This is a genomic window from Acidiphilium sp. C61 (genome assembly GCF_905116885.1).
GTDB lineage: Bacteria > Pseudomonadota > Alphaproteobacteria > Acetobacterales > Acetobacteraceae > Acidiphilium.
This window is the reverse complement of record NZ_CAJHNI010000005.1, coordinates 1649369-1667801: the sequence shown is the minus strand read 5'-3', so window position 1 is coordinate 1667801 and position 18433 is coordinate 1649369. Positions and strand designations below refer to the sequence as shown.

The 18433-nt window shown below is 67.8% G+C and carries 13 protein-coding genes; 4 read left to right on the top strand and 9 right to left on the bottom strand.

Annotated elements, in window-relative coordinates; translation table 11 throughout:
* Positions 1-2: 2 nt before the first annotated feature.
* On the bottom strand, positions 3-1481 hold the full coding sequence (locus tag HUW10_RS10625; RefSeq protein ID WP_174503475.1) for an amidase: 1479 nt from the start codon (positions 1479-1481) through the stop codon (positions 3-5).
* Between the two features lie 158 nt (positions 1482-1639).
* Between HUW10_RS10625 and HUW10_RS10620 the strand changes: the two genes are divergently transcribed.
* The 3 genes from HUW10_RS10620 to HUW10_RS10610 all read left to right on the top strand — a co-directional run bounded on the left by HUW10_RS10620 (position 1640) and on the right by HUW10_RS10610 (position 4194).
* Positions 1640-2035: a cupin domain-containing protein gene (locus tag HUW10_RS10620; RefSeq protein ID WP_174503474.1), complete on the top strand. Its 396-nt coding sequence runs from the start codon at positions 1640-1642 to the stop codon at positions 2033-2035.
* Positions 2036-2265: 230 nt separating this feature from the next.
* Entirely contained in the window at positions 2266-3255 is a 990-nt protein-coding gene (denD, locus tag HUW10_RS10615) for a D-erythronate dehydrogenase (protein WP_174503473.1), read from the top strand.
* Positions 3256-3426: 171 nt separating this feature from the next.
* The gene (locus HUW10_RS10610) at positions 3427-4194 is read left to right on the top strand and encodes an SDR family oxidoreductase (RefSeq protein WP_174503472.1); all 768 of its coding nucleotides are present in this window, start codon (positions 3427-3429) and stop codon (positions 4192-4194) included.
* A 62-nt stretch (positions 4195-4256) separates the two neighbouring features.
* Here HUW10_RS10610 and HUW10_RS10605 read toward each other — a convergent pair whose 3' ends face one another.
* The 8 genes from HUW10_RS10605 to HUW10_RS10570 all read right to left on the bottom strand — a co-directional run bounded on the left by HUW10_RS10605 (position 4257) and on the right by HUW10_RS10570 (position 15938).
* The gene (locus tag HUW10_RS10605; RefSeq protein ID WP_174503471.1) at positions 4257-4661 is read right to left on the bottom strand and encodes a VOC family protein; all 405 of its coding nucleotides are present in this window, start codon (positions 4659-4661) and stop codon (positions 4257-4259) included.
* Positions 4662-4830: 169 nt separating this feature from the next.
* A complete protein-coding gene (locus HUW10_RS10600; protein WP_174503470.1) occupies positions 4831-6000 on the bottom strand; it encodes an acetyl-CoA acetyltransferase in 1170 nt (389 codons plus the stop codon).
* 116 nt (positions 6001-6116) lie between these two features.
* Positions 6117-9536 (bottom strand): DNA polymerase III subunit alpha, encoded by a 3420-nt coding sequence (dnaE, locus tag HUW10_RS10595; RefSeq protein ID WP_174503469.1) that lies wholly within the window; start codon positions 9534-9536, stop codon positions 6117-6119.
* A gap of 32 nt (positions 9537-9568) precedes the next feature.
* Complete coding sequence (locus tag HUW10_RS10590; protein ID WP_174503468.1) at positions 9569-10654, bottom strand: diguanylate cyclase; 1086 nt, start codon at positions 10652-10654, stop codon at positions 9569-9571.
* A 279-nt stretch (positions 10655-10933) separates the two neighbouring features.
* The gene (locus tag HUW10_RS10585; protein ID WP_174503467.1) at positions 10934-11659 is read right to left on the bottom strand and encodes an MIP/aquaporin family protein; all 726 of its coding nucleotides are present in this window, start codon (positions 11657-11659) and stop codon (positions 10934-10936) included.
* A 34-nt stretch (positions 11660-11693) separates the two neighbouring features.
* On the bottom strand, positions 11694-13193 hold the full coding sequence (gene glpK, locus HUW10_RS10580) for a glycerol kinase GlpK (protein ID WP_174503466.1): 1500 nt from the start codon (positions 13191-13193) through the stop codon (positions 11694-11696).
* A 235-nt stretch (positions 13194-13428) separates the two neighbouring features.
* Complete coding sequence (glpD, locus tag HUW10_RS10575; RefSeq protein WP_174503465.1) at positions 13429-14970, bottom strand: glycerol-3-phosphate dehydrogenase; 1542 nt, start codon at positions 14968-14970, stop codon at positions 13429-13431.
* A 158-nt stretch (positions 14971-15128) separates the two neighbouring features.
* The gene (locus tag HUW10_RS10570) at positions 15129-15938 is read right to left on the bottom strand and encodes a DeoR/GlpR family DNA-binding transcription regulator (RefSeq protein WP_174504838.1); all 810 of its coding nucleotides are present in this window, start codon (positions 15936-15938) and stop codon (positions 15129-15131) included.
* Positions 15939-16183: 245 nt separating this feature from the next.
* On the opposite strand from HUW10_RS10570, the gene HUW10_RS10565 reads away from it, so the two are divergent.
* Positions 16184-17728, top strand: coding sequence for a globin-coupled sensor protein (locus tag HUW10_RS10565; RefSeq protein ID WP_174503464.1), 1545 nt, complete (start codon positions 16184-16186; stop codon positions 17726-17728).
* The last annotated feature ends 705 nt before the right edge of the window (positions 17729-18433 follow it).

Here is an 18433-nt window from a genome sequence, read left to right as displayed (position 1 = left end):
GTTCAGCCCATGGCGAGGAAGCTGTCCATCCCGCTGATCGGGGCGGCGGCGGCCAGCTTCGCGATGTCGGGCACCGGGCGGGTCAGTTCCGGGCCGGTCGCAGCACCGATCGCCTCGATCGCCTTCGCCACTTCGATCACCGCGCGGTCGCCATGCCGGCGGCCGATGATCTGCACGCCGAACGGCATGCCGTCCTCATCCGTGCCAAGCGGCAGGCAGAGCGACGGATGGCCAGCGAGGGTGACGGCATAGGCCAGCGCCAGCCAATGGAAATAGGATTTCGTTCCTGTGCCGTCGATTTCGCTAGGAAATAGTTCCGTCCACTTCCGGGGCTGGATGGTCACGGCCGGGGCGATCAGCACGTCATGCGATAGGAAAAAATGCTGCCAGGCCCAGTAGAGCGCGGTTTGCGCATGCAGGGCGCGGGCGACATCGGCGGCCGTGTAGCCCATCCCTTCCTCGACATTGGCGCGGACATTGGGGCCGAGGCGCTCGGGTGCGGTGCGGTAGGTGGCGCCGAAGGAGGCGAGGAAGTTCACCGCGCGGAGGATGGCGAAGGTTTCATCCGCATGGCGGCAGTCCGGCGAGGCATTCTCGGCGCTGGCGAAGAGCGGGGCGAGGCGGGCGGCGCGGTCGGCGAACAGCGCGCGGGTCTGGCGCGAGGTCGGCGCGAAGCCGAAATCCGGGGTGAAGGCGGCGCGCAGCGTGCCGAGATCGGCGGCGGCGCGGCTCGCCGCTTCGTCGGCGTTCGCCGGCGCGGAGAGCATGTCCCGGGTGTCATAGCTCGCGGTTGCGTCGAACATCAGGGCGAGATCGGCCACCGAGCGCGCCATCGGGCCAAGCACGCTGAGGCCGGACGGGCCGAGCAGTCGCTTTTCCGAGGGGAACAGGCCGGGCGAGGGGCGCATGCCGACGATGCCGCAAAAGGAGGCCGGGTTGCGCAGGCTGCCGCCCATGTCCGAGCCGGTGGCGAGCGGGACCATGCCGGTTGCCAGTGCCACCGCCGAGCCGCCGGAGGAGCCGGCGGCGGATTTCGTGGGGTCGAACGGGTTGCCGGTGGCGCCATAGACGAGGTTGCGGGTGTTGCCGCCGGCGCCGAATTCCGGCGTGTTGGTCTTGCCGAGGACGATGCCGCCGGCGGCGCGGATCGTGGCGATGAAGCCCTGGTCGGCCTTGGGAATATTGTCCTTGAACATCAGGCTGCCATAGGTCGTCCGCAGGCCCTCGGTATCCTCCAGATCCTTGACCCCGAGCGGCAGGCCGTGCAGGGGCGGCAGGCGGTTGCCCGCCATCACCGCAGCCTCGGCAGTGCGGGCGGCGGCGCGGGCGCGGGTGAAGTCGCGCGCGACCATCGCGTTCACCGCGTGATCGACCCGCTCGATGCGGGCGATGCAGCTCTCGGTGAGGTCGACGGGGGAGAGTTTCCGGCTGCCGATCAGGCGGCGGGCTTCGGTGGCAGGCAGGTCGCAGGGGTCGGTCATCGGGGGCGGACATCCTCGTTCTGGGGTTCTGTTACGATAACGCGCCAGCCGGCGAAAACGGTCAAGCCGCCGCCGCCGGGGTGATGGCGGGCTTGCCGGCGCGGCGCTTGCCTGCTCTGCTGTGCGGCGGCAGGACACCGCAACGAGGGAGCAGGGCGATGGAGATCTGGCGCAGCGGCGAGCGGGATTCGGCGGCGGGGCCGGCGGCGTATTTCACCGGGGCGGTGCGGATCGATCCGGTCAACAATGCGCCAGAGCCGGCGCGGGTGTCGATCGCGCATGTGACGTTCGAGCCGGGGGCGCGGACAGCCTGGCACACCCACCCGCTGGGGCAGACGCTGATCGTCACCGCCGGGCGCGGCTGGGTGCAGCGCGAGGGCGGCCCGATCGAGGATATCAGGCCGGGTGACGTGGTGTGGTTCGCACCGGGCGAGCGCCACTGGCACGGCGCCACGCCGGGCACCGGGATGAGCCATTACGCGATCCAGGAGCGGCACGAGGGCTCGCCGGTCACCTGGCTCGAGCAGGTGACGGACGCCGAATATCGCCGGTGAGGCCCGTTGCTCGATCTGCCCGGTTGCGGCTGGATGAGATCGGGGAATATATTTAAAAAAACAAGCCGATCGCGCCGGCCGGCTTGGGCTGCGCGGTCGGGGCAATTGGATAGCTTGTGTGCGCGTGTTCCCCCTGAAGCCGAAATCGGTCGGATGTCGGGTGCGGGACAGGCGGTGAGGCGAACGGCGCGGCCCTCAGGTGCCGCCAGCGAGGGAGGAACGGAGCGAAAATGCAGGTGATGATCATCGGGGCCGGGGGCATGCTTGGCCGCAAGCTGGCGGCGCGGATCGCGGCGGACGGGGCGCTGGAGGGCAAGGCGGTCGAGGCGCTGAGCCTGGTCGACGTGTTCGCACCGGAGGCGCCGGCGGGGTTTGCCGGAAAGGCATCCTGCCAGGCGGCCGATCTCTCGGCGCCGGGGGTGGCCGCCGCGCTGGTCGCCTCGCGGCCGGAGGTGATCGTGCATCTCGCCGCCATCGTCTCGGGTGAGGCGGAGGCGGATTTCGACAAGGGATATCGCATCAATCTCGACGGCACCCGCCTGCTGTTCGAGGCGATCCGGGCGGAGGCGGCGAAGGCGCCCTATCGGCCGCGCGTGGTGTTCACCTCGTCGATCGCGGTGTTTGGCGCGCCCTTCCCGGAGGTGATCGACGACGAGTTCTTCTGTGCGCCGCTGACCAGCTATGGCGCGCAGAAGGCGATGGGCGAGCTGCTGCTCAACGATTATACGCGACGCGGCTTCATGGATGGCATCGCGATCCGGCTGCCGACGATCTGCATCCGGCCCGGCAAGCCGAATGCGGCGGCCTCGGGCTTCTTCTCCAACATCCTGCGCGAGCCGCTGGTGGGGCAGGAGGCGGTGCTGCCGGTGGAGGAGAGCGTGCGGCACTGGCATGCGAGCCCGCGCGCGGCGGTGGGCTTCCTGGTCCGCGCGGCGTCGATGGACCTCGCCCCGCTCGGCAACCGGCGAACGCTGAACCTGCCCGGTCTGTCGGCCACGGTGGGCGAGCAGATCGAGGCGCTGCGGCGGGTGGCGGGCGAGCGGGCGGTGAAGCTGATCCGCCGCGAGCCTGATCCGACCATCGCGCGGATCGTCGCCGGCTGGCCGGAGAATTTCACCGCGACACGGGCAAAGACGCTCGGCTTCGCGGCGGAGACGACATTCGACGAGATCATCCGCGTGCATATCGAGGATGAGCTTGGCGGCACTCTGCCGGGCTAGGGCGTCATCCGATCCAAAAGGATCGGAACGTGCTCTAGGTATGAACAAGATAGAGCACGACATCCGATCAGGAGGATCGGAACGTGCTCCAGGTATGAACGAGATGGAGCGAGACATCCGGTCACGAGGATCGGATGTCCTGCTCTGACGGCGCAACGGGACGGGAGCGGGATGATGAGCAGGATCGCGATGGTGACAGGGGCTGGCAGCGGCGTGGGGCGGGCGGCGACGCTCGCGCTGCTGGCCGATGGCTGGACGGTGGCGCTGGTCGGGCGGCAGCGCGAGGCGCTGGAGGAGACGATTGCTGAAGCGGGCGCCGAAGCCGGGACGGGTGCGGGTGCGAGGGCCGAGGCGTTTCCGGCCGACATCACCGACCCCGCGGCGGTGGAGTCGCTGTTCGCCGCGGTGGGCGCGCGGTTCGGGCGGCTCGACCTGCTCTTCAACAATGCCGGCAACAACGTTCCCACCACCAATTTCGGCGACATGACCTGGGCGCAGTGGCGGCACGTCATCGCGGTCAATCTCGACGGCGCGTTTCTCTGCGCCAATGCCGCCTTCCGGATGATGCGCGACCAGTCGCCGCGCGGCGGGCGGATCATCAACAACGGCTCGATCTCGGCGCATGTGCCACGACCGGGCTCGGCGGCCTATACCGCGAGCAAGCACGCGATCACCGGGCTGACGCGCACCATCGCGCTGGACGGGCGGGCGCATGACATCGCCTGTGGCCAGATCGACATCGGCAATGCGGCAACCCCGATGACGCGGCGGATGACCACCGGCGTGCCGCAGGCGGACGGCTCGATGAAGGCCGAGCCGACGATGGATGTGGAGTCGGTCGGGCGGACGCTGGTCTACATGGCCGGGCTGCCGGCGGATGCGAACGCGCTGTTCGTCACCGTGATGGCGACCAACATGCCCTTTGTCGGCCGTGGCTGATCCCTGCGCCGCCCGCAGGGCGGGTCAGAGCATCATCTGATCCATCAGGACCGGAACATGCTCTAGGGGTAGGAGGCGACCTCGATCAGGTTGCCATCGGGGTCGCGGACATAAACCGAGACGATATCGCCGCGCGCCCCCTGCTTGATCACCGGGCCGAGGGCGATCTCGATCCCGTTTGCGCGGAAATGATCGGCAACCTGGGCCGGCGGCAGGTCGGTCAGGAAGCAGAGATCGTCGCTGCCCGCCTGCGGCGAGAGGCCGGTGAACCATTCCTCCTGCGTGGCCGAGATCGGGCGGAGATTGATCTTGTTGCGGCCGAACATCATGCTCGTCCGCGCCGCCCCGCCCTCGGCCGGCGGGGCGTCGCGCCGTTCCATGCCGAGGACGCGGGAATACCAGTCCGCGGCGATCTCGACATCCCGCACGTTGAGAACGACATGGTCGAAGGCGTTGACGCGGAGCATGGCGGGCATCCCTGAAAGCGGCGAGGGCGTGCCGGTTGTGCCCCGCGCCTAGAGCACTTTCCGATCCTTCCGGATCGGATGTAGTGCTCTATCTTGTTGATAAATAGAGCATCTTTATCCGATCAGATGATCCCGTCTGATCGGATGATGCTCTTGTGAGCGAAAGACGTCAGTTCAGGCGGTCGAGGATCGAGACGTAGTTGGCGACCCCGGCGCCGCCCATGTTGTAGATCCCGGCGAGGTCGGCGCGGGGGAGCTGCATGTCGCCCGCCGTCCCCGTGAGCTGCATCGCTGCCATCACATGCATCGAGACGCCGGTGGCGCCGACCGGGTGGCCCTTGGATTTCAGTCCGCCGGAGCGGTTGACCGGCAGGCGGCCATCAGGGGCAGTGATGCCCTCCAGCACGGCGCGCGCGCCCTGGCCGCGCGGGGCGAGGCCCATCGCCTCGTATTCGATCAGCTCGGCGATGGTGAAGCAGTCATGCGTCTCGACGAAGGACAGATCGTCGAGCGTGAGGCCGGCGGCGGCGAGCGCCTGCGCCCAGGCGCGCTCGCCGGCTTCGAACCTTGTCGGGTCGCGACGGGAGAGCGGTAGGAAATCATTCACATGGGCGGCGGCGCGGAAGCGCACGGCCTGCGGCAAGGCGCGGGCCGTGTCCTCGTCGGTCAGGATGAGGGCGGCGGCGCCGTCGCTGACCAGCGAGCAGTCGGTGCGCTTGAGCGGGCCGGCGACGATAGGATTTTTTTCCGATTCACGGCGGCAGAACTCGAAGCCGAGATCGCGGCGCATCTGCGCGTAGGGATTGTCGACGCCGTTGCGGTGGTTCTTGGCGGCGATGGCGGCGAGCGCGTCGGACTGGTCGCCGAAACGCTGGAAATAGCTCTCGGCGATGCGGCCGAACACGCCGGCGAACCCGGCCTGGATCTCGCCTTCCTCGCGCCGGTAGCAGGCGCCGAGCAGGTTTTCGCCGACCTGTTCCTTGGGGCAGGCGGTCATTTTCTCGCCGCCGAGAACGAGCGCGATGCGGCCGCGGCCGGCGGCGATGAAATCGCGCGCCGCATGGATCGCGGCGGAGCCGGAGGCGCAGGCGTTTTCATAGCGCGTCGCCGGCTTGAAGCGGAGTTCGGGGATCGCCTGCATCGGCAGCGAGGAGGGGAAATCCTGCTTCGTGAAGCCATTGTTGAAATTGCCGACGAACACGGCGTCGATCTCGTTCGGGTCGATCCCGGCATGGGCGATGGCGCCGGTGGCGGCCTCGGCCAGGAGATCCTCGAGATCGGGGCTGTCGGATTTGCCGAAACGCGTATGCGCCCAGCCGGCGATGGCGGTGCTGGTCATGGTGGTCTCCTCGCATGCCGCGCCCGCGCGCGGCAGGTTTCCGATTATGGGCCGCGCCCGCGCGCGACGGTTTCCCGATTATGGGGCGCGCGGGCGGGCGAGGGCAAGATGGCGGATCAGAGCTCGGCCACCTCGGCGACGCCGCGGATCATTTTCATCGCCTGGGCGAGGCGGGGCGAGACGTTGAAGCCGCCGGGGAGTGCGATGTCGAGCCGGGCGCCGGTCTCTATCCGCGGGGCGAGCAGCACGCGGCCCTTGCCGCGGCCCTCGCGCTCCAGCAGCGCGCGGATCGAGCCGAGCGCCTCGCGCCCCTCGACGATGATGCGCAACCCCGCCCCGGCATTCGCCGCCGCCTTGTCGAGCGGTTCGACATCGACCGCGGTGACGCGCAGGCTTTCGCCATCGAGCCGCAGATCGGCGGTGACGAGCAGCATCGCGCCCTCGACAAGCTGCTCGCGCGCGGTGGCGAGGAGTTCGGAGAACAGCGTGACCTCGAAGCCGCCGGCCTGGTCGGACAGCATGACCCAGGCCATGCGGCTGCCGGTGCGGGTGGTGCGCTCCTTGCGGCCGACCACGGCGCCGGCGAGCTTGACCCGGCCGATGCCGGCGCGCGCCCGCGCCTCGATCAGGTTCGAGGGCGTCGCGCCGAGGCGGCGCAGCACGGTATCATATGCATCGAGCGGGTGGGCGGTGAGGTGATAGCCCACCGCCTCGGCCTCGAAGCTGAGCCGCTCGAAGGCCGGCCAGTCCGGCACGTCCGGCAAGGGCAGGGGTTCGGGGGCGGCGGCGTCGCCGAACAGGTTGATCTGGCCGGAGACGCGGGATTCGGCCTCGGCCTGGGCGCGGCGGACCAGCAGCTCGGCGCCGGCGGCGACGCGGGCGCGGTTGGGGTCGATCCGGTCGAAGGCGCCGGCGCGGGCGAGCTGTTCGATCTGCGCCTTGTTCAGCGCGCGGGGATCGACGCGGGTGGCGAAATCGGCGAGGTCGGCGAAGGGGCGGCCGTCGCGGGCGCGGACCACGTCCTGCATCGCGCCGGCGCCGACGCGCTTGATCGCGGCGAGGGCGTAGCGGATGGCGAGCGTGCCGTCCGCCTGGCGTTCGACGGTGAAATCGGCCGCCGAGGCGTTGATGTCCGGCGGCAGGACCGGAATGCCGATCCGCACCGCGTCCTGCTTGAGGGCGGCGAGCTTCTCGTGGTTGGCCTGGGACAGGCTCATCGAGGCGGCGATGAAGGCGGCGGGGTGGTTCGCGCGCAGCCAGGCGGTCTGGTAGGAGACCAGCGCGTAGGCGGCGGCGTGGGATTTGTTGAAGCCGTAATCGGCGAATTTCGCCATCAGCTCGAACACCTCGATGGCCTTGGCCTCGGCGGTGCCGCGCGCGACCGCGCCCTCGACAAAGATTTTCCGCTGCGCCTCCATCTCGGCGCGGATCTTCTTGCCCATCGCGCGGCGCAGCAGGTCGGCGGCGCCGAGGCTGTAGCCGGCCATTTTCTGGGCGATCTGCATGACCTGCTCCTGGTAGACCATGATGCCGTAGGTCTCGGAGAGGATCTCGTGGATCGACGGGTCGGGGCTTTCCCAGGATTCGCCGTGCTTGCGGGCGCAATAGGCGGGGATGTTGGCCATCGGGCCCGGGCGGTTGAGGGCGACGGCGGCGATCAGGTCCTCGAAGCGATCGGGGCGCATCTGGCGCAGCACGTCGCGGAAGCCCTGGGTTTCGAGCTGGAACACGCCGCCGGCTTCGGCGCGGGAGAGCATTTCGTAGGTTTTCGTATCGTCGAGCGGGATTTTCGCGATGTCGACCGGGGTGCCGAGGCCGTCGAGGAAGTTCAGCGCCCGGCTGATGATGGTCAGCGTGGTCAGGCCGAGGAAGTCGAACTTCACGAGGCCGGCCTGTTCGACATGCTTCATCGAATACTGGGTGATGAGCATGTCGGCGCGGGGGTCCTTGTACAGCGGGACCAGCTCGGCGAGCGGGCGGTCGCCGATGACGACGCCGGCGGCATGGGTGGAGGCGTGGCGGTAGAGGCCCTCGACCTGGGTGGCGATCTCGATCAGGCGGTTCACCGCCTCGTCGGTTTCGCGCATCTCGCGCAGGCGGGGTTCGGTTTCGACCGCCTCGGCCAGCGGGATCGGCTTGGCCGGGTTGTTGGGCACGATTTCGGCGACCTTGTTGACCTGGCCATAGGGCAGGCCGAGCACGCGGCCGACGTCGCGCACCGCGGCACGGGCCTGGAGCTTGCCGAAGGTGATGATCTGGGCGACGCGGTCGGCGCCGTATTCGCGGCGGACATAGGCGATCACCTCGTCGCGCCGCTCCTGGCAGAAATCGATGTCGAAATCCGGCATCGAGACGCGCTCGGGGTTGAGGAAGCGCTCGAACAGCAGGTTGAAGGGGATCGGGTCGATATCGGTGATCAGCAGCGCCCAGGCGGCGAGCGAGCCGGCGCCGGAGCCGCGGCCGGGGCCGACCGGGATGCCCTGGGATTTCGCCCACTGAATGAAGTCGGCCACGATCAGGAAGTAGCCGGGGAAGCCCATCTGCTCGATGATGCCAAGTTCGAGGGCGAGGCGCTCGCGGTATGTCGCCGCCGTCGCCGCGTCGGCGCCCATCGCGGCGAGGCGGAGTGCCAGGCCCTCCTCGGCCATGGCGCGGAGGGTTTCCGCCTCGGTCGCGCCTTCGCGCACCTTGGGGCAGATCGGCAGCAGCGGCTTGCGGGTGGGGGCGGCGATGGCGCAGCGCCGGGCGATGGCCAGCGTGTTGTCGCAGGCATCGGGCAGGTCGGCGAAGAGGGCGCGCATCCTCGCCGCCGGCTTGAACCAGTGATGCGGCGTGACGCGGCGGCGCTCGGCCTCGGACAGCAGGCGGCCCTCGGCGATGCAGAGCAGCGCGTCATGCGCCTCATGCATCGTCTCGGTGGCGAAGAAGCATTCATTGGTGGCGACGAGCGGCAGGCCGGCTTCATCGGCCAGGGCGATCAGACCGGGCTCGACCGCGCGCTCGGCCGGCAGTTCGTGGCGCTCCAGCTCGACGGCGAGACGGTCGGGGAAGGTTTCGGCGAGGGCGGCGAGCAGGCGCGCGGCCTCGGGGCGCTGGCCATCGCCGAGCAGGCGGCCGATCGGGCCGAAGCGGCCGCCGGTGAGGAGGAACAGGCCTTCGTGATGGTCGCGCAGCGTGTCGAGGCTGATTTGCGGGCGGAGGCCGGGTTCGGTGTCGAGAAAGCTGCGGGAGGAGAGTTTCGAGAGATTGGCGAAGCCCGTGGCGTCCTTCGCGAGCAGCACCAGCGGGTCGGGCGGGAGGAGTTTCTGCTCGGCGCGGGCAAGGCCGATCTGGCAGCCGACGATGGGCTGCACGCCCTTGCCCATGCAGGCCTGGGAGAACTCGATCGAGCCGAACAGGTTCGAGGTGTCGGTGATGGCGACGGCGGGCATCGCGTTGTCGCGCGCGAGGGTCGCGATCTTGTCCGGCTTGATCGCGCCTTCGGAGAGCGAATAGGCGGAGTGGACGCGGAGATGGACGAAATCGGCGTGTGGCATGGCCGAACTGTAGCACGGCCGGGCGGGGTGGGTCAGCCGGGCAGGTCGCGCTCGCTGCAGACGCGGTTGCGGCCGAGTTCCTTGGCGCGGTAGAGCGCCGCGTCGGCCCGGCTGGTCCAGGCGGCGAGGGTTTCGCCGGGGATGTATTCCGCGACGCCGGCGGAGAGGGTGACCTGGGTCAGTTCCTGCCGCGAGGAGCGCTTGACCAGCTTGCGATCGGCCATCGACTGGCAGATCTGCCGCGCCACCGAGAGGGCGGAGGGCAGGTCGGCGCCGGCGAGCAGGACGATGAATTCCTCGCCGCCATAGCGGGCCACGGTGTCGCGGCCCTTGACGCTGTCCGACAGCAGGCGGGCGACGAGGCGGAGGATCAGGTCGCCGGTCTGGTGGCCGTGGACGTCGTTGAACCATTTGAAATTGTCGATGTCGAACAGGACGACGGAGGCGACCAGCGGCTCGTCCGACCGGCGCTGGGCGATGAAGCGCTTCGCCTTGGCATCGAAGGCGCGGCGGTTGGTGATGGCGGTCAGCGCATCGGTCGTCGCTTCGGCGCGGGCGGCGGTGAGGGACTGGCGGAGCCGGGCGATGCGCTGGACGGAGGCCGCGAGTTTTTCCTCGAGCGCGCGGTTGCGGGCGGCGGCGCGGGTGGTTTCGGCGGTGAGGGCGGCGACGGCGGCGACGAGGCTGGCGATGGTCGGCTCGTGATCGAGCCGGCTGGCCCAGCCTTCCAGCACGTCGCCGTATTCCTTCAGTGCCTTCTGGTTGCCGGAGACGTGGTTGACCAGCGCCTCCGCCGCTTCCTGGATGCCTTTCGCCCCTTCGGAGACGGCGTCCCGCGCCGCTTCGTCCGCGAGGAAGCGCGCGTGGATGGCGTCGGCGGCGGCGGGCGTCAGATTGTCGAGATCGGGGTGGTGACGGTCGAGAAAGGCGTTGAGTTCGAGATTGCTGCCCCGGCGATAGGCGAAGCAGATTTCGTAGGCGCGCGGCGTCGGCACGATGTGGCGCCTTGCCATATCCGCCCAGACGTCCTGTGCGAGGGCGATGAGGACCTCGGTGTCGTCCTCCTCCTCATCCCGGGGATTGCCCTGGTAAGCCGATGGGGTCGCCGCTTGCTGCATGACCGCCACCATAGCTCATGCGCGTAAATTAAAAGTAAATTTCGTTGACGATATGAAAACAACGTTCGCTTTTTTTATTATCATATCAGGTTCAGCGAATAGGTGTGGCATGCTGGCCAAGGGAGCCGCCCTTCGGCCGGCAATCCTTGCCCGGTCGCAAAAAAACGCCCGGACGAATGGTCCGGGCGGGAGGTGCCGCCGCCGGTGCGGCGAACAGGGGCTTTCGCTGGTGCGGCGCGGGCGCCGTCGGCTGCGCCCGCGCACCCCGGCGGCGGGGTGTCACATGTGGAAGGCGGCCATCGCGAGACCGGCGAGGGAGGCACCGATCACCGGGCCGACCACCGGGATGGCGGCATAGCCCCAGTCAGACCCGCCCTTGCCCGGGATGGGCAGCAGCGCGTGGGCGATGCGCGGCCCGAGATCGCGCGCCGGGTTGATCGCATAGCCGGTGGTCCCGCCCAGCGACAGGCCGATGCCCCAGACCAGCGCCGCCACCAGATAGGGGCCCATGCCGTCGGAAATGCCGTGCGGCGAAGCGGCCTTGGAGAAGATCGCGCCGATGATGAAGGTGAGCGCGAAGGTGCCGATGATTTCGCTGATCATGTTGGTCATGACGTTGCGGATCGCCGGTGCGGTGCAGAACACCGCGAGTTTCAGCCCCTGGTCCGGCGTTTCCTTCCAGTGCGGCAGGTATTGCAGGAAGACCAGCACGCCGCCCGCGAAGGCGCCGAGGAAATCGCCGGCGATGGCCTGGGGGATGCCGGTCCAGTTGCCGTGGTCGACGGCGATGCCGATCGCGAAGGCGGGGTTGATATAGGCCGCCGGACTGCCGCAGGCCTTGGCGACGAACACGCCGGCGAGCACCGCGAAGGCCCACCCCGTCGTGATCACCATCCAGCCCGAATTCTGGGCCTTCGAGTGGTTGAGCAGGACACCTGCCACAACGCCGTCACCGAACAGGATCAGGGTCGCGGTGCCAAGGAATTCACCCGTGAAAATGGACATTTCTGTTTCTCTTGTCGTTTGATTGGCTGTTTGATCAGTCAACCCAGGCGAAGGAGCGCTGGACCGCCTTCTTCCAGGAACGGTAGTATTTGTCGCGGGTTTCGGCGGCCATTGCCGGCTCCCATGTCTTGTCCACACCCCAGTTGGCGCGCAGATCCTCGAGATTGGCCCAGTAGCCGACGGCAAGACCCGCGGCGTAGGCGGCGCCGAGGGCGGTGGTTTCGGTCATTTTCGGGCGGACGACAGGGGCGTTCAGGATGTCGGCCTGGAACTGCATCAGCAATTCGTTGGCGACCATGCCGCCATCGGTCTTCAATGTGGCGAGGCGGATCCCGGAATCCTCCTGCATCGCCTCGACCACGTCGCGCACCTGGTAGGCGGTGGATTCGAGGGCGGCGCGGGCGAGATGGGCGCGGGTCGCGTAGCGGGTCAGCCCGGCGATGACGCCGCGGGCGTCGTCCTTCCAATAGGGCGCGTAGAGCCCGGAGAAGGCGGGGACGATGTAGACATCGCCATTATCCTCGACGCTGCGGGCGAGCGGCTCGATCTGGGGGGCGACGTCGAACAGCTTGAGATTGTCGCGCAGCCATTGCACCAGCGCGCCGGTGATGGCGATCGCCCCTTCCAGCGCGTAGCGCGGCTTTTCGGTGCCGAACTGGTAGGCGAGGGTGGTGAGCAGCCCGGCCTTTGACTGCACCGGCTCGGTGCCGGTGTTCATCAGCAGGAACGAGCCGGTGCCGTAGGTGTTCTTGGCCTCGCCGGGGGCGAAGCAGGTCTGCCCGACCAGGGCGGCCTGCTGGTCGCCCAGCATGCCGGCGAGTTTGGTGCCTTGCAGCGGGGCGGTGCGGATTTCGCCATAGACCGCGGAAGAGGGGACGATCCGCGGCAGGCAGGCGCGGGGGATGCCGAAGGCGTTCAGCATGTCATCGTCCCAGGCGCAGGTCGCGAGGTCGATCAGCATGGTGCGGCTGGCATTGGTGACGTCGGTGACGTGATGGCCGCCATTCGCCCCGCCGGTGAGATTCCAGGTGAGCCAGGAATCGACGGTGCCGAACAGCGCGTCGCCGGCTTCGGCCTTGGCCCGCGCACCTTCGACATTGTCGAGAATCCAGCGCAGCTTGAGCCCGGCGAAATAGGTCGCGAGCGGCAGGCCGGTTTTCGCGCGGAAGCGGTCCTGCCCGCCATCGCGGGTGAATTGCTGGACCAGCTGGTCGGTGCGGGTGTCCATCCAGACCAGCGCGTTGCAGAGCGGCTGGCCGGTCTTGCGGTCCCACAGCAGGGTGGTCTCGCGCTGGTTGGTGATGCCGACGGCGGCGAGGTCGGAGGCGGTGAGGTTGGCGCGGGCGAGGGCGGCGCCGACGACCTCGTTAGTGTTGGAGAGGATCTCCATCGGGTCGTGCTCGACCCAGCCCGGCTTCGGATAGATCTGCCGGTGCTCCTTCTGGGCGACGGAGACGATGTTTCCGCCCTTGTCGAACACGATGAAGCGCGAGCTTGTCGTGCCCTGGTCTATGGCTCCTACGTAACGTGACATTGTTGTTCCTCCCTGTGGCTGTTGATGGTCCGGGCTAGAGCGCGTTACGATCCATCAGGATCGGATGCCGTGCTCTATCTTGTTGATCACCAGAGCATCTTTACCCGATCAGATGAGTTCATCTGATCGGATGATGCTCTAACGCCCGGATCGGGGGGGAAGCTGGCCCGGCCCGCGCGGTGCGGGCGGTGGGCCGGGCGGCCCCGTCTCCGGCAATCGTGGGGTGCGGCGCGCCTCATCCCCGCGCGTCCGCCGTGGCGAGTGTCGGCATGAAGCTATCGATCGCCGCGATCTCCTCGCGGGTGAGATGCAGGCCGAGCTTGCTGCGGTGCCAGACGACGTCGTCCGCGGTGCGGGCGAATTCGTGGTCGTGCAGGTAGCGCAGCTCGGCCTCGGTGAGGTCGGCGCCGAAGCTGCGGCCGAGATCTTCCATCCGTGCGGCGGCGCCGAGCAGGGCGCGGGCGCGGGTGCCATAGGCGCGGATCAGCCGCTCGGCAAGGCGCACGGCGAGGAAGGGATAGTCGCGCCGGAGCGATGCGACCTCGGCGGCATAGCCCTCGGGCGGGAAATCGCCGCCGGGCAGCGCGGCGTGGCCGGTCCAGCCCTTCGCCTTGCCGGCGGCGGCGGGCAGATGCGGGGCGAGACGGTCGAGCACCGATTCGGCGAGGCGGCGATAGGTGGTGATCTTGCCGCCGAAGACCGAGAGCAAGGCGGGGCCGTCGGCCGGGGCGTCCATTTCCAGCACGTAGTCGCGCGTCGCGGCCTGGGCCTTCGAGGCGCCGTCGTCATAGAGCGGGCGGACGCCGGAATAGGCCCAGACGACATCGGACGGCGCGATCGGCCGGGTGAAATAGGCGCTGGCGGACTGGCAGAGATAGGCGATTTCCTCCTCCGAGGCGCGCACCGCGGCGGGGTCGCCGTGATAGTCGCGGTCGGTGGTGCCGATCAGGGTGAAGTCGCGCTCATAGGGGATGACGAAGAAGATCCGCCCGTCCTCGTTCTGGAAGATGTAGCAATGCTCGCCCTCGTAGAGCCGCCGCACGACGATGTGGCTGCCCTGCACGGCGCGGACCGAGGCGGGGCTGTTGGCGCGCAGCACCTGTTGCAGCACCTCGGCCACCCAGGGGCCGGCGGCGTTGACCAGGGTGCGGGCGCGGACGATGCGGGTTTCGCCGCTCTGCTCGTCGCGGACGGTCAGCGTCCAGAGCCCGTCCTCGCGCGCGCCGCTAACGCAGCGGGTGCGCGGGGCGATCTCGGCGCCGCGATCCGCCGCATCGCGGGCGTTGAGCACGACGAGGCGCGAATCTTCGACCCAGCAATCGGAATATTCGTATCCGCGCACAAAACGAACATCGAGCGGCTGGCCCGCCGGATCGCGCCGGAGCCGCAGGGTGCGGGTGGGCGGCAGTTTTTTCCGGCCGCCGAGATGATCGTAGATGAACAGGCCGAGGCGCAGCATCCAGGCCGGGCGCAGCCCCTTGTGGTGCGGCAGCACGAAGCGCAGCGGCCAGATGATGTGCGGCGCGATGCTCCACAGCACCTCGCGCTCCATCAGCGCCTCGCGCACCAGGCGAAATTCGTAATATTCGAGATAGCGCAGGCCGCCGTGGATCAGCTTGGTGGAAGCCGCCGAGGTGGCGCCGCCGAGATCGCCCGCCTCGCAGAGAAAGACCGACCAGCCCCGCCCCGCCGCGTCACGGGCGATGCCGCATCCGTTGATGCCGCCGCCGATGATCGCAATGTCATGGATCCCCGAACTGTCCGGTGCGGACGCCATCAGCCAAACCTCCCGCGTTTGCGTTTCGTCGCTGTTCGCTTGTTGAAGCGAACATTAATACGAACAAAAACCGGGGGTCAATACTCAAAACGAATGAGAAAACGAAAACTGTGCGTGCGCGAATGCGAACCCGCGCGGGTGCGGCGTTGCGGCTCCGGTCAGTCGGCGATGTCGCCCTCCTCCTCGCCGGCGGTTTCCACCACCTCGGTGCCGAGCCGTTCGCAAAGCTCGCGGCTTTCGGGCGTGCGCAGCCGGTCGGTGACGAGAACGTCGACATCCTTCAGATGGGCGATGCGGACCGGGGCGGAGCGGTTGAACTTGCTGCTGTCGGCCACCAGCATCACCCGCCGGGCGCATTCGATGATCGCGCGCGAGACCTGCACCTCGCGGCTGTCGAAATCCAGCAGGGTGCCGTCGCGGTCGATCGCGGAGGTGCCGATCACCGCGAAATCGGCGCGGAACTGGCGGATCTGCTCGACCGTGGTGGCGCCGACGATGCCGCCATCGGCGCGGCGCATGGTGCCGCCGGCCATGATCAGCTCGACGCCGGGCGAGCGGTGAAGCTCGGCGGCGACGTGCAGGTTGTTGGTGATCACCAGCAGGCCGCTGTGCTGGGCGAGGGCGCGGGCGACCTCTTCGGTGGTGGTGCCGATATTGATGAGCAGGGAGGAATTGTCGGGGATCAGGCGCGCCGCCGCCTCGCCGATCAGCTGCTTGACCGGCTGGGCGACGAGCTTGCGCGCGTCATAGGCGAGGTTGGCGACGCTGGAGGCGATCATCGCGCCGCCATGCACGCGGGTGAGGCGGTGGACCTCGCACAATTCGTTCAGATCGCGCCGGATCGTCTGCGGGGTGACGCCGAAGCGGGCGGCGAGATCCTCGACCGAGACGCGCCCGGCATCCTGCAGCAGGTTCATGATCTCGGCCTGCCGGCGATTGGCCGTGCGGGGGTGGGACGAGCCGTCCATCATCAGCCCTGTCCTCCGCGCGCCTGCCCTGCCATCGGTTCCATCGGTCGTGCCATGCCCAGTTCCCTCGTCGCTCCGTATCGCGCCCACTGGATAGCAAGTTCGCCGCGCTGCGTCTGCGCCATGCCACCGCATGGGACCTGCGCATAGCGTGTTTATGATAATTTCAATACCGGATTAGCGGGAATTTAAGGGTTACATGATAATTCTTGAATTTGTGAAATAAATTTGAGGACGCGCCGTTCATGACCAGCCATAGCCGCCGGACCATCGCGCAGAGACTTGAATTCATCGGGCTCGACGAACGGGTGCGGGACCGGCTGCGGACGCTGAAGCCGGTTCTGGCCGGCGCCGTGTCCAGCGCGCTTGCGGAATTCTACGACCGGCTGGCGCGGAATCCGGAGGCGAGCGCGTTCTTTTCCAGCAGAGCCTCGATCGATACCGCGCAGACCCGGCAGAACGGCCACTGGACGCGCATTGCAGACGCGCTGTTCGATGACGATTATGTCGCCGCGGTGACGCGGGTGGGCGAGGTTCATGCGCGCATCGGCCTGGAGCCGCGCTGGTATATCGCGGGCTATGCGCTGATCCTCGAACGCATCGCCGCCGGCGTGCTGGAGGCGCGGAAGGCGAAGCCGGCGGGGCTGTTCCGCCGCCGCAGCGGGCAGGGGGGCGACGCGGCGACCGATCTCGGCGCGCTGATCAAGGCCACCTTCCTCGACATGGACCTCGCCATCGCGGTCTATCTCGACGAGCTCGACACGAAGCGCCAGGCGGTCGAGGACAGGGCGGCGGCGACCAATGCGGCGGTGACCGCGGCGCTCGGCCGGGCGCTGGCCGCGCTGGCGGCAGGCGATCTCTCGTATCGGATGATCGAGGAGCTGCCCGAGGAATACGCGCGCCTCGCCGACGATTTCAACGATGCGGTGGGCAAGCTCGACGAGAGTTTCGGCGGGGTGAAGCGCAGCACCGGCGAGATCAATGGCGGGGTGGACGAGATTGCCCGCGCCGCCGAGGACCTTGCGCGGCGCACCGAGCAGCAGGCCGCGACTCTTGAGCAGACCACCGCCGCACTCAACGAGATCACCAGCGGGGTGCAGCAGACCGCGGAAAATGCCGCCCGCGCCAACGAGGCCGCGCAATCGGCCAATGGCGCGGCCGACAAGTCCCGCGTCATCGTCGGCGAGGCGGTGGCGGCGATGCGGCAGATCGAGGCCTCCTCGCGCGAGATCGACCAGATCATCGGCATGATCGACGAGGTGGCGTTCCAGACCAACCTGCTCGCGCTGAATGCGGGGGTCGAGGCCGCGCGCGCCGGCGATGCCGGGCGCGGCTTCGCCGTCGTCGCATCCGAGGTGCGGGCGCTGGCGCATCGCTCAGCCGATGCCGCGAAATCGATCAAGACGCTCCTCGCGCGCTCGTCGAAACAGGTGGGCGAGGGGGTGCGCCTTGTCGGCGAGACAGGCACGGCGCTGGACATGATCAGCGAAAACGTGATCGCGCTCGATCGTCTCATCACCGAGATCTCCGATTCCGCGGCGCGGCAGGCCAGCAGCCTTTCTGAGGTGAATGCCGCTGCCGGGCAGATGAACCAGGCGGTGCAGCAGAATGCCGCCATGGTCGAACAGACGGCGGCGGCCACCGTGTCGCTCAAGGATGAAACCGCCCGGCTCGCCGACCGCGCGGCGGGTTTCCACACGCGGGAGGACGGCATGGCGATGCCGGGCTCGGCGGCGCCGGCGGCCCTCGCCGGCAAGCGCGGTGCGCGGCGCGTTCCCATCCCCGCCTGAATGCCAGAGCATCATCCGATCAGATGGAAACATCTGATCGGATAAAGATGCTCTGACAATCAACAAGAAAGAGCACGGTGTCCGATCCGGATGGATCGGAACGCGCGCTTGAGCATCATCCGGTCAGATGGAAACATCTGATCGGATAAAGATGCTCTGACAATCAACAAGAAAGAGCACGGTGTCCGATCCGGATGGATCGGAACGTGCTCTTGAGCATCATCCGGTCAGATGGAAACATCTGATCGGATAAAGATGCTCTGACAATCAACAAGAAAGAGCACGGTGTCCGATCCGGATGGATCGGAGCGTGCTCTTGAGCATCATCCGGTCAGATGGAAACATCTGATCGGATAAAGATGCTCTGACAATCGCCAAGAAAGAGCACGGTGTCCGATCCGGATGGATCGGGACGTGCGCTTGAGCATCATCCGGTCAGATGGAAACATCTGATCGGATAAAGATGCTTTGACAATCAACAAGAAAGAGCACGGTGTCCGATCCGGATGGATCGGGACGTGCGCTTGAGCATCATTCGGTCAGATTGGGTCATCTGATCGGAGAAAATGCATGAAGTATCAATATGATAGATCGCTGCATCTGATCTCGCAGGATCGGAACGTTCTATATATAACAATCGATCGATAATTGCGGTGCCGGAAAGACAAGGGCCTGAAAAACCCTGTCCCGCACCCTATCTTGCGC